The 26497-nt window shown below is 70.0% G+C and carries 22 protein-coding genes; 11 read left to right on the top strand and 11 right to left on the bottom strand.

Annotated features, from left to right (window positions below; all coding sequences use genetic code 11):
• Positions 1 to 43 precede the first annotated feature (43 nt).
• Positions 44 to 2230 carry a M3 family metallopeptidase gene (locus ACHWVH_RS09265; protein ID WP_192578978.1) on the top strand — a complete coding sequence of 729 codons (2187 nt, stop codon included), beginning with the start codon at positions 44 to 46 and terminating at the stop codon, positions 2228 to 2230.
• Positions 2231 to 2412: 182 nt separating this feature from the next.
• On the opposite strand, the gene ACHWVH_RS09260 is transcribed toward ACHWVH_RS09265, so the two are convergent.
• Positions 2413 to 3195 (bottom strand): hypothetical protein, encoded by a 783-nt coding sequence (locus tag ACHWVH_RS09260; RefSeq protein ID WP_394687035.1) that lies wholly within the window; start codon positions 3193 to 3195, stop codon positions 2413 to 2415.
• A 104-nt stretch (positions 3196 to 3299) separates the two neighbouring features.
• The gene (locus ACHWVH_RS09255; protein WP_394687034.1) at positions 3300 to 4568 is read right to left on the bottom strand and encodes a S8 family serine peptidase; all 1269 of its coding nucleotides are present in this window, start codon (positions 4566 to 4568) and stop codon (positions 3300 to 3302) included.
• Between the two features lie 108 nt (positions 4569 to 4676).
• Here ACHWVH_RS09255 and ACHWVH_RS09250 point away from each other — a divergent pair, with 108 nt between their 5' ends.
• A complete protein-coding gene (locus tag ACHWVH_RS09250) occupies positions 4677 to 5210 on the top strand; it encodes an RNA polymerase sigma factor (protein WP_267099211.1) in 534 nt (177 codons plus the stop codon).
• A complete protein-coding gene (locus ACHWVH_RS09245; RefSeq protein WP_394687033.1) occupies positions 5207 to 5989 on the top strand; it encodes a hypothetical protein in 783 nt (260 codons plus the stop codon). Before ACHWVH_RS09250 ends, ACHWVH_RS09245 begins: the two co-directional genes overlap by 4 nt.
• A 193-nt stretch (positions 5990 to 6182) precedes the next feature.
• Here the strand turns inward: ACHWVH_RS09245 and ACHWVH_RS09240 are convergent, their stop codons facing one another.
• The 3 genes from ACHWVH_RS09240 to ACHWVH_RS09230 form a co-directional block, all read right to left on the bottom strand.
• Positions 6183 to 6716 (bottom strand): MarR family winged helix-turn-helix transcriptional regulator, encoded by a 534-nt coding sequence (locus ACHWVH_RS09240; protein ID WP_152247450.1) that lies wholly within the window; start codon positions 6714 to 6716, stop codon positions 6183 to 6185.
• 142 nt (positions 6717 to 6858) lie between these two features.
• Positions 6859 to 7686 (bottom strand): PdaC/SigV domain-containing protein, encoded by an 828-nt coding sequence (locus tag ACHWVH_RS09235; protein WP_394687032.1) that lies wholly within the window; start codon positions 7684 to 7686, stop codon positions 6859 to 6861.
• A gap of 104 nt (positions 7687 to 7790) precedes the next feature.
• Entirely contained in the window at positions 7791 to 8075 is a 285-nt protein-coding gene (locus ACHWVH_RS09230) for a GNAT family N-acetyltransferase (protein WP_017909506.1), read from the bottom strand.
• Positions 8076 to 8291: 216 nt separating this feature from the next.
• Here ACHWVH_RS09230 and ACHWVH_RS09225 point away from each other — a divergent pair, with 216 nt between their 5' ends.
• Complete coding sequence (locus ACHWVH_RS09225; protein ID WP_017909505.1) at positions 8292 to 8498, top strand: hypothetical protein; 207 nt, start codon at positions 8292 to 8294, stop codon at positions 8496 to 8498.
• Positions 8499 to 8650: 152 nt separating this feature from the next.
• Here ACHWVH_RS09225 and ACHWVH_RS09220 read toward each other — a convergent pair whose 3' ends face one another.
• Complete coding sequence (locus ACHWVH_RS09220; protein WP_017912452.1) at positions 8651 to 9286, bottom strand: rhomboid family intramembrane serine protease; 636 nt, start codon at positions 9284 to 9286, stop codon at positions 8651 to 8653.
• Positions 9287 to 9294: 8 nt separating this feature from the next.
• On the bottom strand, positions 9295 to 10851 hold the full coding sequence (locus ACHWVH_RS09215; RefSeq protein ID WP_394687031.1) for an oligopeptide:H+ symporter: 1557 nt from the start codon (positions 10849 to 10851) through the stop codon (positions 9295 to 9297).
• Between the two features lie 168 nt (positions 10852 to 11019).
• Here ACHWVH_RS09215 and ACHWVH_RS09210 point away from each other — a divergent pair, with 168 nt between their 5' ends.
• The 3 genes from ACHWVH_RS09210 to ACHWVH_RS09200 all read left to right on the top strand — a co-directional run bounded on the left by ACHWVH_RS09210 (position 11020) and on the right by ACHWVH_RS09200 (position 16187).
• Entirely contained in the window at positions 11020 to 12792 is a 1773-nt protein-coding gene (locus ACHWVH_RS09210; RefSeq protein WP_295926005.1) for a M14 family metallopeptidase, read from the top strand.
• Positions 12793 to 12867: 75 nt separating this feature from the next.
• Entirely contained in the window at positions 12868 to 15117 is a 2250-nt protein-coding gene (locus ACHWVH_RS09205) for a beta-glucosidase family protein (protein ID WP_394687030.1), read from the top strand.
• A 182-nt stretch (positions 15118 to 15299) separates the two neighbouring features.
• Complete coding sequence (locus tag ACHWVH_RS09200) at positions 15300 to 16187, top strand: endonuclease/exonuclease/phosphatase family protein (protein ID WP_017914071.1); 888 nt, start codon at positions 15300 to 15302, stop codon at positions 16185 to 16187.
• A gap of 485 nt (positions 16188 to 16672) precedes the next feature.
• Here ACHWVH_RS09200 and ACHWVH_RS09195 read toward each other — a convergent pair whose 3' ends face one another.
• Positions 16673 to 17284 (bottom strand): superoxide dismutase, encoded by a 612-nt coding sequence (locus ACHWVH_RS09195; protein WP_043092253.1) that lies wholly within the window; start codon positions 17282 to 17284, stop codon positions 16673 to 16675.
• Between the two features lie 295 nt (positions 17285 to 17579).
• Here ACHWVH_RS09195 and ACHWVH_RS09190 point away from each other — a divergent pair, with 295 nt between their 5' ends.
• Both ACHWVH_RS09190 and ACHWVH_RS09185 read left to right on the top strand, forming a co-directional pair.
• The gene (locus ACHWVH_RS09190) at positions 17580 to 18050 is read left to right on the top strand and encodes a ribonuclease domain-containing protein (RefSeq protein ID WP_267123968.1); all 471 of its coding nucleotides are present in this window, start codon (positions 17580 to 17582) and stop codon (positions 18048 to 18050) included.
• On the top strand, positions 18047 to 18490 hold the full coding sequence (locus ACHWVH_RS09185; RefSeq protein ID WP_267123969.1) for a barstar family protein: 444 nt from the start codon (positions 18047 to 18049) through the stop codon (positions 18488 to 18490). Before ACHWVH_RS09190 ends, ACHWVH_RS09185 begins: the two co-directional genes overlap by 4 nt.
• A 183-nt stretch (positions 18491 to 18673) precedes the next feature.
• Here the strand turns inward: ACHWVH_RS09185 and ACHWVH_RS09180 are convergent, their stop codons facing one another.
• The gene (locus ACHWVH_RS09180; protein WP_152181709.1) at positions 18674 to 20572 is read right to left on the bottom strand and encodes an ATP-binding cassette domain-containing protein; all 1899 of its coding nucleotides are present in this window, start codon (positions 20570 to 20572) and stop codon (positions 18674 to 18676) included.
• Positions 20573 to 20707: 135 nt separating this feature from the next.
• Between ACHWVH_RS09180 and dbpA the strand changes: the two genes are divergently transcribed.
• Together dbpA and ACHWVH_RS09170 are read left to right on the top strand one after the other, a co-directional pair.
• Positions 20708 to 22084, top strand: coding sequence for an ATP-dependent RNA helicase DbpA (gene dbpA / locus ACHWVH_RS09175; RefSeq protein ID WP_295925993.1), 1377 nt, complete (start codon positions 20708 to 20710; stop codon positions 22082 to 22084).
• Positions 22081 to 22599, top strand: a complete 519-nt coding sequence (locus ACHWVH_RS09170; protein WP_295925991.1) for a DUF6985 domain-containing protein — start codon at positions 22081 to 22083, stop codon at positions 22597 to 22599. The genes dbpA and ACHWVH_RS09170 overlap by 4 nt, the downstream gene beginning before the upstream one ends.
• A gap of 134 nt (positions 22600 to 22733) precedes the next feature.
• On the opposite strand, the gene ACHWVH_RS09165 is transcribed toward ACHWVH_RS09170, so the two are convergent.
• Both ACHWVH_RS09165 and ACHWVH_RS09160 read right to left on the bottom strand, forming a co-directional pair.
• Positions 22734 to 23291 carry an adenine phosphoribosyltransferase gene (locus tag ACHWVH_RS09165; RefSeq protein WP_017909319.1) on the bottom strand — a complete coding sequence of 186 codons (558 nt, stop codon included), beginning with the start codon at positions 23289 to 23291 and terminating at the stop codon, positions 22734 to 22736.
• Between the two features lie 83 nt (positions 23292 to 23374).
• The gene (locus tag ACHWVH_RS09160) at positions 23375 to 26497 is read right to left on the bottom strand and encodes an efflux RND transporter permease subunit (protein WP_394687029.1); all 3123 of its coding nucleotides are present in this window, start codon (positions 26495 to 26497) and stop codon (positions 23375 to 23377) included.

Here is a 26497-nt window from a genome sequence, read left to right as displayed (position 1 = left end):
CTGGGGTAGCCTGCCCGATCACCATGATTGCGGATACCGCTTGATGACCTCTCGCCTCGCCCTTGCCCTCGCCGCCACGCTCGGACTCGCCATGCCCGCCTACGCCGCTCCGGCCACCACGCCCACCGCCGCCACGGCGGCCACGCAGGCCAACCCGTTCTTCGCCGAAAGCCCGCTGCCGCTGCACTACCCGCAGTTCGACAAGATCAAGGACAGCGATTTCGCGCCCGCGTTCGACGCCGGCATGGCGCAGCAGCTGAAGGAAATGCAGGCCATCGCCGATCAGACCGCCAAACCGACCTTCGACAACACCATCGTGGCGATGGAGAAGAGCGGGCAGGTCCTGGACCGCGCCACCACCGTGTTCTTCAACCTGGTCGGCGCCGACACCAACGACACCCGCAAGAAACTGCAGGCCGAGTATGCCGGCAAGCTGGCCGCGCACCGCGACGCGATCGCGCTCAATCCCAAGCTGTTCGCGCGCATCCAGACCCTGTACGACACCCGCAACCAGCTCGGTCTGGACGCGGAGGGCGTGCGCCTGATCGAGAAGTACCACAGCGACTTCGTCCGCGACGGCGCCAAGCTCAACGACGCCGACAAGGCCAAGCTCAAGGCGATGAACGCCGAACTGGCCGAACTGGGCACCAAGTTCAGCCAGAACGTGCTGGCCGAAGTGAACGCCGCCGCGGTGGTGGTGGACGACGTCAAGCAGCTCGACGGCCTGTCCGACGCGCAGATCGCCGCGGCCGCCGAAGCGGCCAAGGCGCGCAAGCTCGACGGCAAGTACGTGATCGCCCTGCTCAACACCACCGGCCAGCCGCCGCTGGCCCAGCTCAAGGATCGCGCCCTGCGGCAGAAGATCTACGAAGCCTCGGTGTCGCGCGGCAGCCACGGCGGCCCGTACGACAACACCGCGCTGGTGTCGCGGATCATGACCCTGCGCGCCGACCGCGCCAAGCTGCTCGGCTATCCGAACCACGCCGCCTACTCGCTGGAAACCCAGACCGCCAAGACCCCCGAAGCGGTCAACGCGATGCTCGGCAAGCTGGCCCCGGCCGCGGTGGCCAACGCCAAGCGCGAGGCAGCCGACCTGCAGGCGATGATCGACCAGGAGCAGAAAGCCGCCGGCAAGCCCAGCTTCAAGCTCGAGGCCTGGGACTGGGCCTACTACACCGAGAAGGTGCGCCAGGCCAAGTACGACTTCGACGAGGCCCAGCTCAAGCCCTACTTCGAACTGAAGAACGTGCTGGAAAACGGCGTGTTCTACGCCGCCAACCAGGAATACGGGCTGACCTTCAAGCAGCGCACCGACCTGCCGACCTACCGCGACGACGTGCTGGTCTACGACGTGTTCGACGCCGACGGCAGCCAGCTGGCGATCTTCATCGCCGACATGTACGCGCGCGAGTCCAAGCGCGGCGGCGCCTGGATGAGCTCCTACGTGTCGCAGTCGGCGCTGACCGGCGACAAGCCGGTGGTCGCCAACCACCTCAACATCCCCAAGCCGCCGGCCGGCCAGCCGACCCTGCTGACCTGGGACGAGGTCACCACCGCCTTCCACGAGTTCGGCCATGCGCTGCACGGCATGTTCTCGAACGTGAAGTACCCGTACTTCTCCGGCACCAGCGTGCCGCGCGACTTCGTCGAGTTCCCCTCGCAGGTCAACGAGATGTGGGCCGACGATCCGGCCATCCTCAAGCACTACGCCAAGCACTACCAGAGCGGCGCGCCAATGCCGCAGGCACTGCTGGACAAGGTGGTGGCCACCGCCAAGTTCAACCAGGGCTTCGCCACCACCGAGTACCTGGGCGCGGCGATGCTCGACCAGCGCTGGCACCAGCTGAGCGCCGGCCAGGTGCCGCCGGCATCGGGCGTGATGGACTTCGAGGCCAAGGCGCTGGCCGCCGACGGCATCGCCTATGCGCCGGTGCCGCCGCGCTACCGCACGCCGTACTTCAGCCACATCATGGGCGGCTACGCGGCCGGCTACTACGCCTACATCTGGGCCGAGGTGCTGGACGCCAACACCCAGCAGTGGTTCAAGCAGCATGGCGGGCTGAGCCGCGCCAACGGCGACCGCTTCCGCAAGACCCTGCTCTCGCGCGGCGGCAGCGTCGATGCGATGCAGTTGTTCCAGGACTTCGCCGGACACGCGCCGCAGATCGAACCCTTGCTGGAGAAGCGCGGCCTCAACGCCACGCCGGCGGCGACGCCGAGCGCACGCTGAGGCGCACTGCGGCACGGCCTCCGGCCGTGCCGCCACGTCGCGACGACGTCGTTGGGACGCTCCCACGACCAACCCGCCGCATGAAGCGAAACGCACGACGCCCGGCTCAGCCGGGCGTCGTGTTTTTTCAGCCAGTGGCTTCGATGGCCACGCACGGCACGCCGCGCGTGGCCGTCAGCGGCTTACTGGCCGTCCCTGGAGGCGTCGATGCTGGCACCAAGCGAGGCATTGCCGCCGGCCTGCCCCTGCGCCTGACCGCTACCGGCCTGCGCACCGCCCTGGCCACCCGCACCCGCCTGGCCCGACACCGACCCGCCGTGCGTGCCCACGCTGTGCGACGCACTGCCGCTGGCCGCGCCGTTGGCACTGCCGCTGCCGGACAGCGCCAGCACCGTCGGCAGGCTGCCGCCGCTGGCGACGCCGTTGCCGCTGCCGTTACCGGCCGCACGCGACGCAGCACCGTTACCGGTCACGCCATTGACTGCACCGGCGGCATTGCCGGCGGTCGCCAGCGCCGCGCTGGGATTGGCCGCGCTGGTCGCCGCGCCGAGCGCGCCGTCGGCCTGACCGACTGCGCTGCCGGCCGCGCTGCGTGCCGCCGCACTGCCGCTGGCGGCGGCATTGCCGGCGAGCGTGCGGCCCTGGTTCACCGCGGCGCCGGCGGTCTGCGCCGCGCCGTCTGCGGTGGCCGCGCCACGCGCCGCCGCCCGCTGCGCCGCCATCCGCGCACGCTGCGAGGACTGCTCGATGCCGCTGCGGGCGCGATCCAGCGGCATTCCGGCGTCCAGGCGGCCGGCGCCCATGCCGTTGCCGCCGAGGCTGCCCCCGCCCAGGCCGCCCAGGGTGCCGTTGACCGCACCGCCCACGCTGCCCGCACCGCCCAGCACCTGCGCGCCGGCCACGCCCGGGGTCAGCGCCACCGACGCCACCAGCACCGCGCTCGCCAACAGAGTCTTGCCGTTCATCGCATTCTCCTCGTGTCGCCGCAGGCCATCTGCGGCTCTCATGTTTCCCTACGAATCGAGCGACGCAGAACATCCCGTGCAGGCGGGACGCAGACAGAATGCGTTCAGCCGCCCGGCGCGCGCTGCAGCGGCAGGTCCGCGCCGAGCAGCCCGGCGCCGTACACCGGATCGGTGCCGGGCGCACCGAGATCGCGCGCCTGCGCCTGCAACTGCGCGCGCACCTGCGCGGCCGCCTGCGGATCCGGCTGCGGCAAGGCCTGCGCCGCCAGCCGCGCCACCAGCGGCGCGGCGAAGGAGGTGCCACGCTGCGTCTGCCAGCGGCCCTGCGGTGCCGCGGCGATCAGTTCGCCGACCGCGGCGAAGGCCACCTGCGGCCCTCGCCCCGCCTCCGGCAAGACCCGCGCACGCGCATCCACCGCGGTGACGCCGATCACCCCGGGATAGGCCGCGGGGTACAGCGGCGGGGCAGCCGGGCCGTCGTTGCCCACCGCCGCGACCAGCACGTGGCCGCGCGCGAGCATGCGCTGCACGGCGAGTTGCAGCGCGCGGTTGGGGCCGCCGATCAGGCTGATGTTGATCACCGGCACCTGGCGCTGTGCCATCCAAGCCAACGCGCCGACCAACTCCACCACGGTGCCGCCGTCGGCCTGCCCGCAGTAGATGTCGGCCGCATACAGCGTGCGCGCGAACGGCCCGTGCGCCACCGCGCGTCCGGCCAGCAGCGAGGCGACCGCCGTGCCGTGCGGCTGCGCGCGCACCTGCCCGTCGCAGCCCCAGGATTGCACCTGCACGCCGGCCAGGGCCGGATGCGCCGCATCCACGCCGCTGTCGATCAGGCCGACCACGAAGCCGCCCGTCGCGGCGCCAGCGGCTGCCGGAGCGGCGGAGGCGCTGGCGGGCGCCGGTGGCGCCGCCGCCGATCCGCTGTAGACGTGGTTGTAGTCGTAATCGCCCTGCGGATCGCGCTCGCGCAGCTGCTGCAGCGCGCGGCGCGTGGACAGGCCCGATGGCACCTGCAGCACCACCAGGCGCAGGCCGAATTCGCCGAAGCTGCGCTGCTCCAACACCGCGAAGCCGGCCGCCTGCGCCGCCTGCAGCGCGGCCGGGTCCGGCTCCAGCGCCACCACCTGCCCGCGCATCACCACGGCGCCGCCCTCGTCGCGCTCCAGCCCGCGCGGATCGCTGCGCAGCAGCGCCTGAAGGCGTTTCAGGCGCAGCCGTTCGAGATCGCCGCGCGCATCCTGCAGCGACTCCCCCACCCGATTCATGCCGCCCTGCATGCCCTGGGTGACGTCCTGCACCAGCCCGCCGGCCGACGGCAGCGCCAGCTGCGCCCATGCCGGTGTCGCCACCGCCAGCCATGCCACGGCCATCCAGCGCATTCGTCTGCCCGTCGCCATGCCCCGCTCCGTTGTCCGCCCCTGTTGGCGTGCCACACTAATCCTGCCATCCCGACACGCGGTGAACGCCGCGCCGCGCCCATGGAAGAAAACCCCTCCGCCGAACGTATCACCGACATGCACGCCGATCCGACGGCCGCCGTCGGCGACGGCATCTGTACCCTGCTGCCGCAGTTGCGGCGCTTCGCGCGTGCCGTCGCCGGCTATCGCGAGGACGCCGACGACCTGCTGCAGATCGCGATCGAGCGCGCGCTGCGCCGCGCCGGGCAATGGCGGCCGGAGACGCCGCTGCAGTACTGGCTGTACGGCATCATCCGCCACGCCTGGATCGACGAGGTGCGGGCGCAGCGGCGACGGCGACAGGTCTTCGTCGATGCCACCGAGGGCGAACACGTCGGCGACACGCCGCTGGAGCGGCAGCAGGACTGGATGGCCGTGCAGGCCGCGATGGCCGGCCTGCCCGAGGAACAACGCCTGGCGATCGCACTGGTGCTGATCGAAGGCCTGTCCTACAAGGATGCCGCGGCGGTGCTGGAAATTCCGCTCGGCACACTCACCAGCCGGCTCGCGCGTGGGCGCGAAGCCCTGCAGGCGTCACTGGAGGCGACCGCATGAACACCACAATCGACGCACTCACGCTGCAGGCCTACGCCGACGGCGAACTGGATGCGGCGCAGGCCGCCCAGGTGGAAGCGGCGTTGCGTACCGACCCGCAACTGGCGCAGGCGCTGGAGCGGCTGCGCAGCCTGCAGGCGCGGTTGCGCGCCGGCTTCGCCCCGGTGCTGGACGAAGCGCTGCCCGCACGCCTGCTCGCCGCCGCGCGGGCACGGCCGACCGGCGCGCCCGGCAAGGACGACGCGGTCGCGACGCTGCCGCCCTCACCCATCCATGCGACGGCGCAGGCAAGCCGGCCGACGCCGCTGCGGCCGCGTGCGCCGCGCCGCTGGGCGCTGCCGGCGGCCTTGGCGGCGGCGCTGTTGCTGGGGCTGTGGATCGCGCAGCGGCAATTGCCGCAGGGCGATGCGCACGGCCCGACGGTCGCGGCGGCCCAGGGGAGCGTCGCCGAGGGCGCGCTGGCGCAGGCGCTGACGCAGCAGTTGTCCGGCCAGTCCCAGGGAAGCGTGCGCATCGGCCTGAGCTTCCGCGATCGCGACGGCCATTACTGCCGCACCTTCGCGCTGTCGAACGCCAACGCCGGCCTGGCCTGCCAGCGCGACGGCGCATGGCGGGTGGAACTGCTGGCGCCCGCCGGCGAACGCGAAGACGGCGGCGGCATGCGCATGGCGGCCAGCCCGATGCCGGCCGCGGTGCTTCAGGCGGTGGATGCGCGCATCGCCGGCGAGGCGCTGGATGCCGACGGCGAACAGCGCGCGCGCGCACGCGGCTGGCGCTAGGAACAGGCCGATGTCCTGCCTGCTTTGGGATGGGCAACGCGCCTAGAACACCTCCGAAGCACACCGGAACGCGTCCGGCAGGAGCGGCTTCAGCTGCGACGCGCGTTTCCGACACGCCGGTCGCGGCTGAAGTCGCTCCTGCAGCACATCGATTCACGCTCGATGCCGCTGACGCACCTTCTTCGAGGTGCCCTCAGGGCAGCGCTGCCTGCGTCTTCGACTCGGTGGCAGCGTCGAGGCCGTCGATGCCGGCCAGCATCTTCTTCAGCAGTTTCTCCAGCTGCTGCTGCTCGCCGGCATCCAGCGCCGCGGTTTCCGTCTCCAGGAACGCACACACGTCCGGCAGCAAACGTTCGATCAGGGCGATGCCGGCCGGCTGCAGGGTCAGCGCAACCTTGCGCCGGTCTTCCGGACTGGCGGTGCGCGACAGCAGCCCCTTGCTGCACAGGCTGTCGGTGAGACGGGTGATGTTGGCCGGCTTCTCGCTGGCGGCCTCGGCCACCTCGGTGGGGGTGATGCACTGCTCGGGCGTGCCGTACAGCATCATCAGGATCTCGTACTCCGGCGGGCTGATGCCGTACTCCTTGAGCACGCCGCTGGCGTTGGCATGCACGCGCTTGTACAGGTGCTTGACCAGCCGGACCAGGACGGCGGGCTCGCGCGGGAAGGCCGGATAGCGCGCGCAGGTGTGCGCCACGCGCCGCTCGGTCTGATCGAAACTGCCCATAAGAAATCGATTGCAAGTGGGGTAGCCGCCAATGCTACCCATTGCGCATCGTTCCGACGAGGGCACGCGTTGCGTTCCCGCATGCTGTCGACGCAGTGCACCGCACGCCGACGCCGACGCGCGCTGGCGCGCCGGCCACCGCTCAGGCGGCGAACAGCGGCGCGTATTCCGGTGCCACCAGCTCGCGCAGCACGCTGGCCGGCACGTCCACCGTCTGCGTGCCATCGGCGTACGGCCCCACCTGGTATGGCGGGAACACGAAACGCAAGGCGGTGATCTTGCCAGCCGCGTCGACCAACGGCTGGAACTGGCTGAAGTTGCCGGGCTGCGGCTCGGTGCCTTCGGCAATCATCTTGCTGGCGCTGCGCACCTGCTCGTCCTGGTCCTCCGGCGGCACCTGTTCGGCATCCACCCGCGTCTGCACCGCCTGGCGCAGCTGCGCGGCGACATAGCCGGCCACCTGCTTCCAGTGCGACGCATCCGGGATCAGTGTCTCGGCGGTGAGCATGCGCTGCTGCTGCGGCAGCCACACCCAACGCGCCACCAGCGGTTCGCCGTGCGCACCGCCGGTGTAGCGGCTGCCATCGGCGCTCAGCGCGACCAGATCCGGACGCTCCAGCAGCATCTCGAACTGCAGCGAGAGTTCGTAGGGCGCGCGCGGGCGATCGTTGCCCAGCCCGTCGACCGCTTCCATCAGCTCGCTGCGCGCGCTCTGCGCGTAGCGGTTGGCCGCCTCGGCCAGTCCGGGATAGCGGTTGATCGACGGCGGAAAAGTGATCCCGACCACATAGCTGGGGCTGTGTTCGACGATGTCCTTCAGTTCCGGCGGCGTGGCCTGCGCCAGCTCCGGCGCCGCGGAAGCCTCGCTTTGTGCCGGTGCCGCAGCGGGCGCCGGTGCGGCGGCCGGTTCCTCGCGTTTGCAGCCGGCCAGTGCCAGCGCCGCGGCGACCGCCAGTGCCGTCCATGCCATCCGCCCGTTGCCCATCGTCTGTGCCCTGCTCACGTCGACTGCCCCTGTTCCTGCAATGCCTGTAAAAGTGGCGCGCATTATCGCGCCGTTGCGGTGCCCGATGCTCAATCGAGCAGCGCCGCGTATTGCGGATGCCGCTGGATGAACACGGCCGCGTACGAACACGCCGGCACCACCTTCCAGCCTTGTGCCTGCGCATGGTCCAGCGCAGCGGCGACCAGTTGCGCCGCCAGCCCGCGCCCGCCGATCGGGCCAGGCACCCCGGTGTGGGTGATGACCATGCGCCCCTGCTCCAGCACGTAGTCGAGTTCGGCGCGGTGGCCGTCGACCTGCAGGCTGAAGCGGTGCTGCTGCGGATCGTGCGCGATCGGGACGTTCGGTGCGGACATGGGAAGTGGGATGTGTCGCGGAGCAGGCAGTGTCCGCTGCGGCTTGCCGCGGCGATGTGAAACACCTGCCCCAGGGCGTCACGCCGCCGACGCGGCGCGTCAGCCCTACGCCGCTCAAGTCGTGCCGCGCGCGGCCGATACCACCAGGACAGGCCGAAAACCTGGCATGGGAGTTGCACCTCCCATCACGCAGCGATCCAACAGGGAACCACGCGCATGAGCGAGACCGAGAGCAAATACGACCAGGGCGACCACAACGCCTCCTTGCTGGAAGGGCTGTTCCAACTGTCGGTCAGCGGCGACCACCAGGGCGGCGAGTTCCAGCAGCTCGACGACGAGGTCTACCAGCGCCTCAAGCGCACCTACGAGAACGCCGCCATCGGCAGCGCCAAGGTGCAGTTGCGCGGGCAGCAGACCCGCTGAACCCGGAGGGCGGCCCAACGGACCGCCACCTGCCCAAGCGCGATGCGTGCCCACGACCGCATCGGCGCCACGGCGCATACCCAGCGCAGCGAATGAGAGATGTGCCGATCGCGCGGCGCCGCACGCCCGTGCGGACGCCACCGCGTCGCGGATCAGCCGCGCCCGAAGCGCGGGTTCGCCAGCTCGCCCAGGAAGTGCTGCAGCACCGACGGCTCCATGATCAGCAGGAACATCACGCCGAACGCCGCGCCGGCCAGGTGCGCGCTGTGGTTGACGTTGTCGCCGCCGCGGCGGTCCATCCAGATGCTGTAGCCGACATAGAACACGGCATACAGGATGGCGGGAATCGGAATCGGGATGAAGAAGAAGAAGATCCCGGTCCACGGTGCCATCAGGATGAAGGCGAACAGCACCGCCGACACCGCGCCGGAGGCGCCCAGGCTCATGTAGTTGGGGTTCTTCTGGTTCTTCAGGTAGCTGGGCAGGATCGAGACCACCAACGCCGACAGGTAGAACAGCGGGTACACCAGCATGTTGCCGGTCAGCCGCTCCATCAGCACCTCGATCGGGCCGCCGAAGAAGTACAGCGTGACCATGTTGAACAGCAGGTGCGGGAAATCGGCGTGGATGAAGCCGTAGGTCACCAGCCGGTCGTACTGCTTGTGGCGGTCGATCGCCGGCGGCCACAGGATCAGCCGGTCGAGCAGCCGGCGGTTGTTGAACGCCGCCCACGACACCAGCACGGTGAGGACGATCAGGATCAGGTTGACGGGGGTGACGGAGGGCATGCGGGGTCTCAGGCGGGGCGGTAGTGGTCGACCATGCGGTAGCGGCGCGCGTACAGCCCGAACAGCAGTGCGGCGACGAACGCGAAGGCGGCGAAGAAGAACATCAGGAACGCGGTCTCGCTGAGCCCGGTGCTGCCGATGTGCGCGGTGACGCGGTCGTTGCGCACCGCCGCGTTGGACAGCAGCACCCACAGGTTGCCGACGGTGGTGGTGAGGTTCCAGAAACTCATCACCACGCCCTTCATCGACTGCGGCGCCTGGCTGTAGGCGAATTCCAGGCCCGTCGCCGAGACCAGCACTTCGCCGAAGGTCAGCAGCGCGTATGGCAGGATCTGCCAGGCGATGGAGAGGGCGTCGCCGCCGTCCATCATCACCTGCAGCGTGCCGACCACGACCCAGGCCAGGCCGCTGAAGGCGATGCCGGCGGTCATCCGCCGCAGCGCGGTCGGCTCGTAGCCGCGGCGGCGCAGCAGCGGATACAGCACCAGGTTGTTGAACGGGATCAGCAGCATCACCAGCGCCGGATTCAGCGCCTGCATCTGCGAGGCGCTGAACCACGCCGGCATCTGCATCTGCTGGCCCTGCAGCACCCAGGTCGAGGCCTTCTGGTCGAACAGCGAGAAGAACGGGGTGACCAGCGCGAACACCACCAGCACCCGCAGCACCGCGCGCACGCCGTCCACCGCCGCGTCCGGATGCAGCGCGCGGGCGCGCTCCAGTTGCCACCAGGTGCCGCCGCCGATGCCGGCCAGCAGCAACACCAGCGCCAGGCACAGGCAGATCACCAGGCCCAGGGTCGGCACGAGGGCGAACGTCGCCAGCGCCAGCAGCACCGCCACGCCGGCCAGGACCAGGCCGGGGCGGCCCTGCCCCGGCGCCTGCCGCAGCAGCGCGGTGCGCACCACCTGGGCGAAACCGTGCGGATCCTTGGGCGGCAGCGGCACGCGCACGTAGCGGTGACGCCCGGCCCAGAACACCAGGGTCGCCACCAGCATCAGGATGCCGGGGATGCCGAACGCCCACGCCGGCCCCAGGTTCTTCAGCGCCAGCGGGATCAGCAGCGAGGCGAACAGCGAGCCGAAGTTGATGATCCAGTAGAAGGCGTCGAACACCACCTTGGCCAGGTGCTTGTTGCCCTGGTCGAACTGGTCGCCCATGAACGAGGCCACCAGCGGCTTGATCCCGCCCGCGCCCAGCGCGATCAGGCCCAGGCCGAGGAAGAAGCCGTTGCGATGGCCATCGAACAGCGCCAGGCACAGGTGGCCCACGCAGTAGATCAGGCTGAACCAGAGGATGGTGCTGTACTTGCCGAAGAAGCGGTCGGCCAGCCAGCCGCCGAGCAGCGGGAAGAAGTACACGCCGATCATGAAGCTGTGCATGATGTGCTTGGCTTCGGCCTCGCGGCCGGGCGCCGTCACTTCCTGCAGCAGTAGCGAGGTGATCAGGAACTGCACCAGGATGTTGCGCATCCCGTAGAAGCTGAAGCGCTCGCAGGCCTCGTTGCCGATGATGTACGGAATCTGCCGCGGCATGCGCGCGGCGGTGCGCTCCTGCGCCGCGCTCATGCGGCGTGTCTCGTGGTGGCTTGGCTGCTCACGGGCCCTCGTCCAGGCAAAATTTTCAGAAGGTTACCCGATCGTTCCGGCGAATCGAACCGCTAGGACACGCCCTAGGTGCTTTCGCAATCGGCGCGCTGCCCGCATCATGGGGGCCTGTCCCGAGACGGTGCCGAGATGATCCGACCCTGGCTGGCCACCCTGTTGCTGCCGATGCTGCTGTGCAGCATGCCGTCGCTGGCCAGTGAGGCGGGCCTGTCCACCGAAGCCGAGCGCAGCGGATTCGCGCGCACCGGCCGCTACGCCGAAACCATCGCGCTGTGCGATGCCTTCGCGCAGCGCTATCCGCAGGCGGTGCGCTGTTTCGACTTCGGCACCACCCCGGAAGGCCGGCCGATGAAGGCGCTGGCGGTGTCCACCTCGGGCGCGCTGGATCCAGCGGCCGCACAGGCGCGCAAGCTGCCGGTGGTGCTGATCCAGGGCGGCATCCACGCCGGCGAGATCGACGGCAAGGACGCCGGCTTCCTGGCGCTGCGCCAACTGCTCGACGGCCAGGCCGCGCGCGGCGCGCTGGACAGGCAGGTGTGGCTGTTCGTGCCGGTGTTCAACGTCGACGGGCACGAGCGCTTCGGCGCCTGGAACCGGCCAAACCAGCGTGGTCCGGAACAGATGGGCTGGCGCACCACCGCGCAGAACCTCAACCTCAACCGCGATTACGTCAAGGCCGACGCGCCGGAGATGCAGGCGATGCTGCGCCTGGTCGAGCAATGGGATCCGCTGCTGTACGTGGACCTGCATGTCACCGACGGCGCGCAGTTCGAGCACGACGTGTCGATCCAGGTGGAACCGCTGCACGCCGGCGATACCGCGCTGCGCGGCGACGGCCTGCGCCTGCGCGACAGCGTGCTGGCCGATCTGAAGCGGCAGGGCTCGCTGCCGCTGCCCTACTACCCCTCCTTCGTGGTCAACGACGACCCCGCCTCCGGCTTCGAGGACGGGGTGCCGACGCCGCGCTTCTCGCATGGCTATTTCCAGCTGCGCAACCGCTTCGGCATGCTGGTGGAAACGCATTCCTGGAAGCACTACCCCGAGCGCGTGCGCATCACCCGCAACACCATCGTCTCGGTGCTGCAGCAGGTGGCGCGGCACGGTGCGCAGTGGCGCGCCGACGCGCTGGCGGCCGACACTCGTGCGCAGGCCCTGGGCGGGAAGACCGTGGCGCTGGACTACCGCACCACCGACGCCTCGCACCTGGTGGATTTCCGCGGCTACGCCTACACGCGCACGCCCTCGCCGGTGTCCGGCGCGCTGATGACCCGCTACGACGAGCGCACCCCACAGATCTGGCGCGTGCCGCTGCGCGACCAGGTCGTGCCCAGCGTGGAAGTCGCCGCGCCGCGCGCCGGCTACCTGGTGCCGGCGGCGCAGGCCGCCCTGGTCGGCGCCAAGCTGCGCCAGCACGGCATCGCCTTCCGCACGCTGGAGCACGACGCCACCCTGCCGGTGCAGACCTTCCGCGCCGACACCGCCAGCTTCGCCGCCCGCTCGTCCGAAGGCCACCAGCGGCTCAGCGTCGCCGGCGCCTGGAAGCCGGAGACCCGCGCCGTCGGCGCCGGCGCGCTGTTCGTGCCGATCGCCCAGCCCAAGGCGCGGCTGTTGATGGCGCTGCTGGAACCGCAGGCGCCGGACTCGCTGCTGCAATGGGGCGAATTCAACAGCGCGTTCGAGCGCGCCGAGTACATGGAAGACTACGTCGCCGAGGACGTGGCGCGGCAGATGCTGGCCAGCGATCCGGCGCTCAAGGCCGAGTTCGAGGACAAGCTCGAACACGACGCGGCCTTCGCCAAGGATCCGCAGGCGCGGCTGGAGTTCTTCTACCGCCGCCACAGTTCCTGGGACGAGCGCTACCGCCTGTACCCGGTCATGCGCAGCGACGAAGCACCGTCCTGACGCGCGGTTCCACCCTCCCCCCGACTCCCCCGATGCGCCTTCCCGTCATCTGCTGAAGAGGCTGTTCGCCCCGATATGAAAACGTTTACAGGATCCCTTTGCCTGACCCTCGCGCTGGCCTCGCCTGCCGTCGCCGCGCCGCCGGCGGCGGCCGTGGGCACGGCGTCCACGCCGAACGCCGCCGCTGCGCAGCGCCCTTGGAACGACCGCAACCTGTCGCCGGACCGGCGCGCCGCGCTGCTGGTGCGGGCGATGACCCCGGACGAGAAGTTCCAGATGCTGCACAGCTACTTCGGCCTGGGCAAGGACGGCGGCCCGAAGCCGGCCGGTGCGCTCGGCTCGGCCGGCTACGTGCCGGCGATCGAACGCCTGGGCATCCCGTCGCAGCAACTGGCCGATGCCGGCCTCGGCGTGACCAACCCCGGCAACATCCGCCCCGGCGACCACGCCACCGCGCTGCCCTCCGGCCCGGCCACCGCCGCCACCTGGAACCGCGCACTGGCCTTCGCCGGCGGCGCCACCATGGGCCGCGAGGCCTGGCAGCAGGGTTTCAACGTGCTGCTGGCCGGCAGCGTCAACCTGCAGCGCGACCCGCGCAACGGCCGCAACTTCGAGTACGCCGGCGAGGATCCGCTGCTGGCCGGCACGATGGTCGGCGAATCGATCCGCGGCGTGCAGAGCCAGCACGTGGTCTCGACCATGAAGCACTTCGCGATGAATGACCTGGAGACCGGGCGCAACACCCACAGCGCCGACATCGGCGAGCAGGCCATGCACGAGTCGGACCTGCTGGCCTTCGAGCTGGCGCTGAAGATCGGCCAGCCCGGCTCGGTGATGTGCTCCTACAACCGCATCAACGGCGTGTACGGCTGCGAGCACGACTACCTGCTCAACCAGGTGCTGAAGCAGGAATGGAAGTTCCCCGGCTACGTGATGTCCGACTGGGGCGGCGTGCACAGCGGCTCCAAGGCGGCGCTGGCCGGCCTGGACCAGCAGTCGGCCGGCGAAGTGTTCGACAAGGCGGTGTATTTCGACCAGCCGCTGCGCATGGCGGTGGCCGCCGGCACCGTGCCGCAGGCGCGCCTGGACGACATGGTCAAGCGCATCCTGCGCGCCTTCATCGCCACCGGCAGCTTCGACAACCCGCCGCAGCACCAGCCGATCGACGACGCCGCCGGCGGCCTGGCCGTGCAGCGCGTGGTCGAGGAAGGCACGGTGCTGTTGCGCAACGAGGGCAAGCTGCTGCCGCTGTCGCGCAACCTGCGCCGCATCGCGGTGATCGGCGGCCATGCCGACAAGGGCGTGATCGGCGGCGGCGGCTCCTCGATGGTCGGCATCACCGTCAACGGCGGCAACGCGGTGCCGGGGATCGCCCCGACCACCTGGCCGGGCCCGGTGATGTTCCATCCGTCCTCGCCGCTGCAGGCGCTGCGCAAGGCCCTGCCCGACGCGCAGATCGACTACGCCAGCGGCGACGACGCGGCGGCGGCGGCCAAGCTCGCGCGCGAAGCCGATGTGGCCATCGTGTTCGCCACGCAGTGGTCGGCCGAGTCGGTGGACCTGCCGGATATCGCCCTGCCCGACAAGCAGGACGCGCTGATCGCCGGCGTGGCCAAGGCCAACCCGAAGACCGTGGTGGTCCTGGAGACCAACGGCCCGGTCGCCATGCCGTGGCTGCAGCAGGTGCCGGCGGTGCTGGAAGCCTGGTACCCGGGCATCCGCGGTGGCGAAGGCCTGGCGCGGCTGCTGCTGGGCGAGGTCAACCCGTCCGGCCGCCTGCCGGTGACCTGGCTGCGCGACGTGTCGCAACTGCCGCGGCCGTCGATTCCCGGCCTGGGCTTCAAGCCGGCGCAACCGGCCGGCAGCAACGTCGACTACAGCATCGAAGGCGCCAACGTCGGCTACCGCTGGTTCGCCGCACGCGGCCTGGAGCCGGTGTATCCGTTCGGCTACGGCCTGTCCTACACCACGTTCGCCTACGGCAACTTCAAGGTGCAGGCGGACGGTCACCGTGTCGTCGCCAGCTTCGACGTGCGCAACACCGGCGATCGTGACGGGGCCGACGTGCCGCAGCTGTACCTGCGCCTGCCGCAGGGCCATCACACCCCGATCCGCCTGGTCGGCTGGGACAAGGTGCTGCTCAAGCCGGGCGAGAGCCGCCACGTCAGCATCGTCGCCGAGCCCAAGACCCTGGCCGACTACGACCCGAAGCAGCGCCACTGGCACATCGTCGCCGGCGACTACGAACTGCTGCTGGGCCGTTCGGCGACGCAGGTGGAGGCGCGCGCGCCGCTGCACCTGAAGGACGGCGTGCTGCAGCATTGACCGAGGCGCGCGGCGCACGCGCGCCGTGTGTACCGGTCCCCGCCCCGCCTCCGCGCCTGTGCGCGCCGGAGGTGGGGCGATGTTCGTCATTGCCACCTGCGCGGCACCGATTGTGTGGCGGACGCCGCAGCACCATCGGCTGTATACGCAACCCTGAGACGCTGCGCCGTAGCATCGCCCGCATGACTCCCCGCGTCTTCCGATGGCATCGCACCGGCTGGCTGTTGCTGGCCGTGGCGGCATTGGCGCAGGCGCACGTGGCGGCGGACGCGGTGCCGACGGCCTCGGCCACGGCAGACGCCGCCCTCACCGTGGTCACGCTCACGCTCGCCCCGGATCCGCGCGCCACGCAGGACGGCGACGACTGGATCGCACGTCGCGAGCGCATTGCCGTGGCCCTGCAGCGCCTGCATCCCGACGCCATCGCCCTGCAGGAGGTGCTGCAGACGCCGGAGATGCCGAACCAGGCGCAATGGCTGGCCGCGCGCCTGGGCTACCACTGCCACTTCATCAGCCCCGATCCGCCCAGCCGGCCGCAACGCCGCGGCAATGCGCTGCTGACCCGCCTGCCGGTGCTGGAAGAGGCCGAGACCTTGCTGCATCCGCTGGAGGACTACAGTGTCGCCGGCCTGGTACGGGTGGACCTGCACGGGCAGCCGGTGAACCTTTACTTCACCCGCCTGCACGCGACGCGCGACGGCGGCGCCAGCCGCCGCGAACAGGCCGAGGACCTGATGGCCTGGATCGATGCCACCGCCGAGGGCGTGCCGTCGCTGCTGGCGGGTGGCTTCTTCGCCGCGGCGCGTGCGCCCGAGTTGGCGCCGTTGGCAACGCGCTTCGAGGACGGCAGCGTACGCGGCGAATCGGCGCGCAACCGGATCGACGTGCGTGCGCCAGGCACGGCGGCGGCGGCCGACCACGTGTTCTTCGAACGCGGCCACTTCCGCCCGCTGCACGGCGCACGCCTGCTCGCGCCGGCGCCCGACCTGCCCGTGGCCGGCACGCGCGGCCTGCTGATGGCGCTGCAACCGCTGGACCCGATACCGACATCGCTGCAACCGGCGCCATAGCGGACGGCAGGCTGGGCACGTTCGCGCGCCGTGCGATCACCGCCTTGCGATGCGGCGCATGGGGGTGGATCGGCATCGGCATGCCATCGGACCGGAACGATCGGGCATCGCCGATTCCCTGCTTTCGTCACGCACAGCGTCATCTGTAGAAGCGTCTTCGGCCGCGACAAAGCATTCCCGGTAACGCCCATCGCGGCTGAAGCCGCTGCTGCCAGTTGTCTTTCGTCGTTGGCAGAGCTGCCCTGAAGCCGCTCCTGCGCCTGCACGCCAAAGGTTTAGCGCGCCCTGGCGACGCAGCGGCGCAAGCGGCGGCCAATGCGGCATAGGCCGCCATCGCTGCTGAAGCACGCTGGTCACGCGCGCGAGGGCAGCATACCAACCTGGCAGCCACGCCCCACCCGCACTTCCAGCGCTTATGGCGGGCATCCACACAAAAAAAGGCCGGGCGAACCCGGCCTTCTTCATGGTGCAGCGCTGGCGCGCGATCAGCCGATCGCGGCGTGGTAGCGGCGCTCCACTTCCTTCCAGTCGACCACGTTGAAGAACGCGCCGATGTAGTCCGGACGACGGTTCTGGTACTTCAGGTAGTAGGCGTGTTCCCACACGTCCAGGCCCAGGATCGGGGTGTTGCCCTCGAACAGCGGGCTGTCCTGGTTGGCGGTGCTCTCGACCACCAGCTTCTTGTCGGGGGTGACGCTCAGCCAGGCCCAGCCGCTGCCGAAGCGGGTCAGCGCAGCCTTGGTGAAGGCGTCCTTGAACTTGTCGAAGCCGCCCAGCTCGCTGTCGATCGCCTTGCCGACGTCGCCACTGGGGGTGCCGCCGGCGTTGGGCGCCATCACCGTCCAGAACAGCGAGTGGTTGGCATGGCCGCCGCCGTTGTTGCGCACCGGGCCCTGCAGGTTCTCCGGCAGCGACTTCAGCTTGGACACCAGCGCCTCGATCGGCAGATCGGCGTACTCGGTGCCTTCCAGCGCGGCGTTGACGTTGTTGATGTAGGTCTGGTGATGCTTGGTGTGATGGATCTCCATCGTCTGCGCATCGATGTGCGGTTCCAGCGCGTCGTAGGCGTAGGGCAACTTGGGGAGGGTGTAGGCCATGCGGTTCTCCTGGACTTTCGCCGTCGAAAGGACGAGCGTTGCGTGAGCAATGGTAGGGACGGTCGGCGACCTTACCAAGGGCGCGGCTGGGGAAACATCGTCCCATCCCGCGGCGGCGGTGCCGACCGGCCTAGCGAATCGGCGCCTACCATGCCCCACGCCCGGGTTAGTCGGATGTGAATCGCCTGCGTCACGGCGGTGACCGGCGGCGTTTAGAGCGGGAACAGGCAGGCCGGCCCATACTGTGCGCGATAGCGCCATGCCGCGCGCCGCCGCCGTTCCTGCAGGAGAGTCCATGCGCAAGCCCGTGCTGTTGATCGCCGCCATCGTGTTGCTGGTGGGCGGGCTGTGGGGCATCCGCGGGCTGCAGCATCCGCCGCACCAGCAATTCGCGCCCTCGCTCGACGCGGCCGCGCAGGCGCCGTACACCGCGCCCGGCAAGGCAGCCGCCGCATCGGAAGCGGCGGCGCCGGAGCTGCCCGCATTCCTGCCGCCCGAAGCCCGCGCCACGGTGGCATTGATCCAGCGCGGCGGCCCGTTCCCGCACCGCCAGGACGGCAGCGTGTTCGGCAACCGCGAGAACCGCCTGCCGGCGCAACCGCGCGGCTACTACCGCGAGTACACCGTCGATACGCCAGGCCTGTCGCATCGCGGCACGCGCCGCATCGTCACCGGCGGCACGCCGCCGCAAGTCTGGTATTACAGCGACGACCACTACGACAGTTTCCGCAGCTTCCAGGTCGGTGGCGCGGGGCCGGCGCGATGAGCGGCTTCCCGTTCGCGCTGAACCTGGCCGAGCCGGCCGCCTCCGGCCTCTACCGCGTCGCCAACCGCGACCTGGACAGCGTCGCCGCCCTAGCCCGCGACGCCGGCCTGCGGCTGTGCCGGATCGACCTGCATGGCTGCACCGGCAAGGCCATGCTGCTGATGCGGCTGACCGCGCAGCTCGACTTCCCGCCCGGCTTCGGCCGCAACTGGGACGCGCTGACCGACGGCCTGCGCGACCTGTCCTGGCTGCCCTCCCCGCGCGGCTACGCGCTGCTGCTAGAGGACGCCGGGCAGTTGCAGGCGGTGGCGCAGCCGGCCTTCGACGTGCTGCTGGACATTCTCGACGACGTCGCCCGCGAGTGGGCGCAGGACGGCGTCAGCTTCGTCGCATTCGTGGGCGGCAGCGAGGAAGCGGAAGCGCCCGCCGAGTCGGATTGATCTGACCGCGCTGCGCCGAGAACCGCTCGCACAACAGGCCACCGCACATGCCCCATGTGGGAGGGGCTTCAGCCCCGACGCGATCCCCCCAACGCCCACGCATCCGGTCTTTGATCTCGGTAAAGCGGCCGCCGTGTTCGTTGCCGCCGCAGGCCCAGGGTGTTTGTGCCGAGCCCCGGCTCTTCAACCGTCCAGCTCGCTCCACCGCGCATACGCCGCATCGAGGTCCGCCTGCGCTTGGCTCAGCGCCTGCGTATGCGCGGTCACCGCCGCCGCGTCGCGCTGATAGAACGCCGGGTCGGCCATCGCCTCGGTCAGCGCCGCGACCTGCTGTTCCAGCGCTTCGATCCGCGCCGGCAATTGCTCCAGTTCGCGCGCGTCCTTGTAGCTGAGCTTGCGCTTGGCCGGCGCGGGCGCCGGCGCCGCTGCAGCGGCCGCCACCGGCGTGGTCGCCGCCGCGGTGGCCGAGGCCTTGGCCACCGCCATCGCGCTGGCCGGCGTCGCCGGGCGCTGGCGTACCCAGTCGCTGTAGCCGCCGACGTATTCGCCGATGCGGCCGTCGCCTTCCATGACCATGGTCGAGGTGACCACGTTGTCGATGAAGTCGCGGTCGTGGCTGACCAGCAACAGCGTGCCGCTGTAGTCGCCGAGCAGTTCTTCCAGCAGCTCCAGGGTTTCCACGTCCAGGTCGTTGGTCGGTTCGTCCATCACCAGCAGGTTGGACGGCTGCGCGAACAGCCGCGCCAGCAGCAGGCGGTTGCGCTCGCCGCCAGACAGACGGGTGATCGGCGCGCGCGCACGCTCCGGGGTGAACAGGAAGTCCTGCAGGTAGGCGTGCACGTGCTTGCGCTTGCCGTTGACCTCGATGAAGTCGCGGCCCTCGGCCACGTTCTCGATCGCGCTCCAGTCCTCGCGCAGGGTGGCGCGGTACTGGTCGAAATACGCCACCTGCAGATTGGTGCCGGCGCGCACTTCGCCCTGGTCCGGGGTCAGTTCGCCCAGCAGCAGCTTCAGCAGCGTGGTCTTGCCGCTGCCGTTGGGGCCGATCAGGCCGATACGGTCGCCGCGCAGGATGGTGGTGGAGAAGTCGCGCACCATGCTGCGCGCGCCGAAGGCGAAGCTCAGGTCCTTGGCCTCGATCACCTTCTTGCCGGAGGACTCGCCCTGCGCGGCCTCCATGCGCACGTTGCCGCCGAGTTCGCGGCGCTGGGTGCGCTCGCGGCGCATCGCTTCCAGCCGCCGCACACGCCCCTCGTCGCGGGTGCGCCGGGCCTTGATGCCCTGGCGGATCCACACTTCCTCCTGCGCCAACAGCTTGTCGAAGCGCGCGTTCTCCTGCGCCTGCGCATTGAGCCGCTCCTCGCGGCGGCGCTCGTAATTGGCCCAGTCGCCCGGCCAGCTGCTGACCTGGCCGCGGTCGATCTCGACGATGCGCGTGGCCAGGGCACGCAGGAAACGCCGGTCGTGGGTCACGAACACCACGCTGCCGTTCCAGCCCTTGAGGAAGCCTTCCAGCCAGTCGATGGCCTCGATGTCGAGGTGGTTGGTGGGCTCGTCCAGCAACAACAGGTCCGGCGCCGAGACCAGCGCGCGCGCCAGCAATACGCGGCGCTTCATGCCGCCGGACAGCCGCGCGAATTCGGCGTCGCCATCCAGTTCCAGCCGCGTCAGGGTCTCGTTGACCCGCTGGTCCAGGGCCCAGCCATTGGCGCCATCGATCTTGGACTGCACCGCGCCCAGCGCATCGCCGTCGAATTCGGCGGCATGGCTGAGCCGATGGAACTCGGCCAGCCAATGGCCGAGTTCGCCCAGGCCGTCGGCGACCACGTCGAACACGCTGCCGGCGGCGCCATGCGGCACCTCCTGTTCCAGCCGGGCGATGCGCACGCCCTGCTGCACGCGGACCTCGCCGTCGTCGGGCTTGAGCTCGCCGGCGATCAGTTTCATCAGGGTGGATTTGCCGGCGCCGTTGCGGCCGATCAGGGCGATGCGTTCGCCCGGCTCGATCGACAGGTCGGTCTTTTCCAGCAGCAAGGGGCCGCCGACGCTGTAGTCGAGGTTCTGCAGAGTGATAAGAGGCATGCCGTATTGTACGGGACCCGGGACCCGGGACCCGGAAAGCAAAAAGCGGCGCGTCGTGCGAGTCGAAATGCCCTTTTGCTGTTGACGTTCCGGGTCCCGGGTCCCGAGTCCCGGCCCCACCAGCTAAAATGCCGCATGAACGATTTCGCCACCCTCTCCCTTTCCCCGGCGCTCGCGCCCGGCATCGACGCGCTCGGCTACACCCGCATGACCCCGGTGCAGGCGCAGAGCCTGCCGCCGATCCTGGCCGGCCAGGACGTCATCGTGCAGGCGCCCACCGGCAGCGGCAAGACCGCGGCGTTCGGCCTGGGCCTGCTGCACAAGCTGGATCCGGCGCTGAGCCGCGCGCAGGCGCTGGTGCTGTGCCCGACCCGCGAACTAGCCGACCAGGTCGGCAAGCAGTTGCGCAAGCTGGCCACCGGCATTCCCAACATGAAACTGGTGGTGCTGACCGGCGGCATGCCGCTGGCGCCGCAACTGGCCTCGCTGGAGGCGCACGACCCGCAGGTGGTGGTCGGCACGCCCGGCCGGATCCAGGAGCTGGCGCGCAAGCGCGCGCTGCACCTGGGCGGGGTGCGCACGCTGGTGCTGGACGAGGCCGACCGCATGCTCGACATGGGCTTCGAGGAGCCGATCCGCGAGATCGCCAGCCGCTGCGACAAGCACCGGCAGAGCCTGCTGTTCTCGGCCACCTTCCCCGAGGAAATCCGCGCCTTGGCGCGGGACCTGCTGAAGGAACCGGCGGAAATCACCGTCGAAGGCGCCGACAGCGCGCCGGAGATCGACCAGCAGTTCTTCGAGGTCGACCCCACCTACCGGCAGAAGGCGGTGGCCGGCCTGCTGCTGCGCTTCACTCCCGAATCCAGCGTGGTGTTCTGCAATACCCGCAAGGAGGTCGACGAGGTCGCCGGCTCGCTGCAGCAGTTCGGCTTCTCCGCGCTGGCGCTGCATGGCGACATGGAACAGCGCGACCGCGACGAGGTGCTGGTGCGCTTCGTCAACCGCAGCTGCAACGTGCTGGTCGCCAGCGACGTGGCCGCGCGCGGGCTGGACGTGGAAGACCTGGCGGCGGTGATCAACTACGAACTGCCGACCGACACCGAGACCTACCGCCACCGCATCGGCCGCACCGCGCGCGCCGGCAAGCACGGCCTGGCCCTGAGCCTGGTGGCGCCGCGCGAGACCGCGCGCGCGCAGGCGCTGGAAACCGAGCAGGGCCAACAGCTGCGCTGGTCGCGCGCACCGCTGGCCACCGCACGGCCAGCGCAGCTGCCGCAGGCGGCGATGGTCACCCTGCGCATCGACGGCGGCAAGACCGACAAGCTACGTCCCGGCGACATCCTCGGCGCGCTGACCGGCGATGCCGGGCTGTCCGGCGCGGCGATCGGCAAGATCGCCATCTACCCCACCCGCTCCTACGTCGCCATCGCCCGCGCCCATGCCGGCAAGGCGCTGGCGCAGTTGCAGGCCGGCAAGATCAAGGGCCGCCGGTTCCGGGTCGCCAAGCTGTGACCGCGGCGCAGCAGGTCCTGGCGTCGCTGCAACCGGACGAGGACGGCAACCTGTGGAGCGAGGCGGTGCCGGTGGCGTGGATGCACCATACCTGCTGTTTCATCCTGGAGGACTGCGCCGCCGGCGACATCCCGGCCGACGCCGCGTCCGCCATTGCGACGTTCCTGCAACTCGACGCCGCGGTCTTCGCCGCCGCCGCGCCGCACGTGTTCGCCTACTACACGCACACGCAGGCGCTGTGCGCCAAGTACGGATGGCCGTGCCCGGACATCGCCGGTCCCGACGAAATATGGGCGCACGTGCAGTTCGGCAGCGAAGCCTACGTCAGCCGCTACCGCGACGGCCGCCTGCGCATCAGCCTGGAATGCAACTGCGACTGGGAAGCCGAACACGGACTGCAGCTGGTGTTCGCCGACGACGGCCGGATCTGCAAGGTCGGTCCGTTCGATGGCCACCTAAGCCATGCCGCCGCGCATGCGGACCCCAGCCTGGAAACGGTGATCTACCCGACCTGACACGGTGCCTGCGGTTGCAGCGTCAGGCATCGCCCGCGCCATGCGCGATCGCCACGACGCATGTGCGCCGCGGCCGCGCCCAATACGTCGATCCCCGGCCGCGCCACCTGCGCTACCAGGAGCAGTGGCCGTGCTCAGTACGTCAGCGTCGCCAGCAGCGGCAAGGTCTCGCTCCAGCGATCGCGTCCACGCAGCGCCTGCAGTTCCACCAGTACCGCGGCGCCGACCACTTCCAGTTCCAGTTGCTGCGCCAACGCCAGGGCCGCGCGCAAGGTGCCGCCGGTGGCGAGCACGTCATCGACCAGCAGCACGCGCGAACCGGCCGGCAGCGCATCGGCGTGCATTTCGATGCGGTCGCTGCCGTACTCCAGCGCGTACTCCTGGGTCACCGTCCTGCCCGGCAGCTTGCCCGGCTTGCGCACCGGCACGAAGCCCGTGCGCAGTTCGTGCGCCAGCGCCGCGCCCAGGATGAAGCCGCGCGACTCGATGCCCAGCACCGCCTGCAGCGGCGTGGTGCGCCACGGACGCGCCATCTCGTCCAGCGCCGAGGCGAAATCCGGGCCGTCGGCCAGCAGCGGGGTGATGTCCTTGAACACGATGCCCGGCTTCGGGAAATCAGCGATATCGCGAATGCGGCCGGACCAGTGGGCCGGTGCGTCGCTGGGCGCGCCGCAGCAGGAGGAATCGTTCATCGCACAGTCGTATGGCGTGGGGGAACGCAAAGTCTAGTCGCAAGGCGGCACCGCGTCGCGGAGCCGCCTCGTCGGTCTACGATTTACGTCGCCGCTGCGCTCGCGTCCTGCCGCGCGGACCCGCGAAACAAGCCGCGCACCAGCACGAAGAACAACGGCACCAGCAACACTGCCAGCACGGTGCCGGTGACCATGCCGCCGATCACGCACACGCCGATCTCGCGGCGGCTGGAGGCGCCGGCGCCGGTGGACAGCGCCAGCGGCAGCACACCGGCGACGAACGCCAGCGAGGTCATCACGATCGGTCGCAGGCGCAGCCGCGCGCCTTCCAGTGTCGCCTCCAGCAACGGTCGCCCGGCACGCTGCCGCGCCTCGGCGAATTCGACGATCAGGATCGCGTTCTTCGCCGACAGGCCGATCGTGGTCAGCAGGCCGACCTGGAAGTAGATGTCGTTGACGAAGCCTGCCAGGGTGGTCGCCAGCACGGTGCCGACCACACCCAGCGGAATCACCAGCAGCACCGCCACCGGGATCGACCAGCTTTCGTACAGCGCCGCCAGGCACAGGAAAATGAACAGGATCGAGGCGGTGTACAGCCACAGCGTCTGGTTGCTGGACAACTGCTCCTGGTAGGACAGCCCACTCCATTGCAGATCGAAGCCCCCCTGCTTGGCCACCAGCGCCTGCATCCGCTGCATCGCCTCGCCGGAACTGCTGCCGGCCGCCGCGCCGCCCTGGATCTGCGATGCCGGCAGGCCGTTGAAGCGCTGCTGCAACTGCGGGCCGCGGGTCCAGTGGGTGCTGGCGAAACTGGCGAACGGCGCCATCTGCCCGCCGCTGCCGCGCACGTACCACTGCGCGATGTCCTCCGGCAGCGCGCGGTACGGCGCATCGCCCTGCACGTACACGCGCTTGACCCGGCCGCGGTCGATGAAGTCGTTGACGTAGCTGCCGCCCCAGGCGGTGGCCAGGGTCGCGTTGATGTCGCTCTGCGCCAGGCCCAGCGCGCTGGCCTGGGCGTGGTCGATGTCCACCTGCAGTTGCGCCTTGTCGCCCAGGCCGTTGAGCCGCACCGCGGTCAGCTGCGGATCGTCGCCGGCCTCCTTGAGCACCTGCTGCTGCGCCTTCAGCAGCGCCGCGCGGCCGGCGCCGTCGCTGTCGCGGATCCACAGTTCGAAGCCGCTGGACTGGCCCAGGCCGCGCACCGCCGGCGGCGACAGCACGCTGATCTTGGCGTCGCCGACCCCGCGGAAATGCGCGTTGGCGCGGTCGATGATGGCCTGCGCGGTGTTGTCGCGGTTGCGCTCGCCCCACGGCGTGAGCGCCACGAAGGCCTGGCCGGCGTTCTGCCCGGCGCCGGCGTTGTTGCGGCCGACCACCATGAAGATCGCGGTGAGATTGGCCTTCTCGTGGGTCATGAAGTAATCGCTGATGCGCTTGCCCAGCGCCTGGGTCTTGGCCAGCGGCGTGCCTTCCGGGGTGGTGAACTGGATCTGCACCTGACCCTGGTCCTCCACCGGCAGGAAGCCGGTCGGCATGCGCATGTACAGCACCACCATCGCCAGCGCTACCAGCGCATACAGCGCCATCCAGCGCCGCGGCCGCTGCAGCACCGTGCCGAGGCGGCGCTGGTAGGCCTGCTGGCCGCGCTCGACGCTGCGGTTGAACCACTGGAAGAAACGGCCGAGCTTGCGCTCCTGCTCCACCGGCTTGAGCAGGGTCGCGCACAGCGCCGGGGTCAGGGTCAGCGCGACCAGCGCCGACAGCGCCATCGCCGAGGCGATGGTGATCGAGAACTGCCGATAGATGATGCCGGTGGAGCCGCCGAAGAACGCCATCGGCAGGAACACCGCGCCCAGCACCACGGTGATGCCGATCAGCGCACCGGTGATCTCGCCCATCGAGCGCTCGGTAGCCTCGCGCGGCGGCAGGTGTTCCTCATGCATGATCCGCTCGACGTTCTCCACCACCACGATGGCGTCGTCGACCAGCAGGCCGATCGCCAGCACCATCGCGAACAGGGTCAGCGTGTTGATGGTGAAGCCTGCCGCGGCGAGGATGCCGAAGGTGCCCAGCAGCACCACCGGCACGGTGATCGCGGGGATCAGCGTGGCGCGCGCGTTCTGCAGGAACAGGAACATCACCACCACCACCAGCACGATGGCCTCGGCCAGGGTGTGCACCACGTTCTCGATCGAGATGCGCACGAACGGCGTGCTGTCGCGCGGATAGGCCACGTCCAGGCCCGGCGGGAAGGTCGGTTTGAGCCGTTCGATGGTGGCGTGGATCGCATCGGAGGTGGCGATCGCATTGGCGCCGGCCGACAGCGTCACCGAGAAGCCGGACGCCGGGTGGCCGTTGAGCGTGGCGTTGTTCTGATAGTTCTCCGCGCCGATCTCCACCCGCGCCACATCGCCCAGGCGCACGCTGGAACCGTCCGCGCGCGTGGCCAGGATGATCTGCCGGAACTGCTCGGGCGTCTGCAGCCGCGACTGCGCGGTGACCGTGGCGTTGAGTTCCTGATCGGCGCCGGTGGGCAACGCGCCGAGTTCGCCGGCGGTGACCTGGGTATTCTGTGCCAGGATCGCGCTGCGCACGTCGCCGGGCATCAGTTGGTAGGCGTTGAGCTTGTGCGGGTCCAGCCAGACCCGCATCGCGTACTGCGCGCCGAACACGTTGATCTCTCCGACGCCGTTGATGCGGCTGATCGGGTCCTGCAGGGTGCTGACCAGGTAGTCGGAGATGTCGACGTTGTCCATGCGGTCGGTGCGGTCGTAGATCGCCACCGCCATCAGGCTGTCGCCCTGCGACTTGGCCACGGTCACGCCCTGCTGCTGCACTTCCTGCGGCAGCCGGTTGAGCGCCTGGTTGACCGCGTTCTGCACCTGCACCTGGGCGATGTCCGGGTTGGCCGCCTGGTCGAAGGTGATGCTGATCCGCGCCTGCCCCGACGAGGAACTGGTCGAGGAGAAGTACAGCAGGTGGTCGATGCCCTTGATCTGCTGTTCGATCACCTGGGTGACGCTGTCCTCCACGGTCTGCGCCGAGGCGCCGTTGTAGGTGGCGGTGACGTTGACCGAGGGCGGCGCGATGTCCGGGTACTGCTCGATCGGCAGGGTGAACACGGCGATGGCGCCGGCGGCCATGATGCAGATGGCCAGGACCCAGGCGAAGATCGGGCGGTGGATGAAGAAACGCGGCAGCAT

It is taken from the genome of uncultured Xanthomonas sp. (assembly GCF_964278005.1).
GTDB classification, from domain to species: domain Bacteria; phylum Pseudomonadota; class Gammaproteobacteria; order Xanthomonadales; family Xanthomonadaceae; genus Xanthomonas_A; species Xanthomonas_A sontii.
The sequence above is the reverse complement of the archived record's forward strand: the minus strand, read 5'-3'. Positions and strand labels throughout refer to the sequence as shown.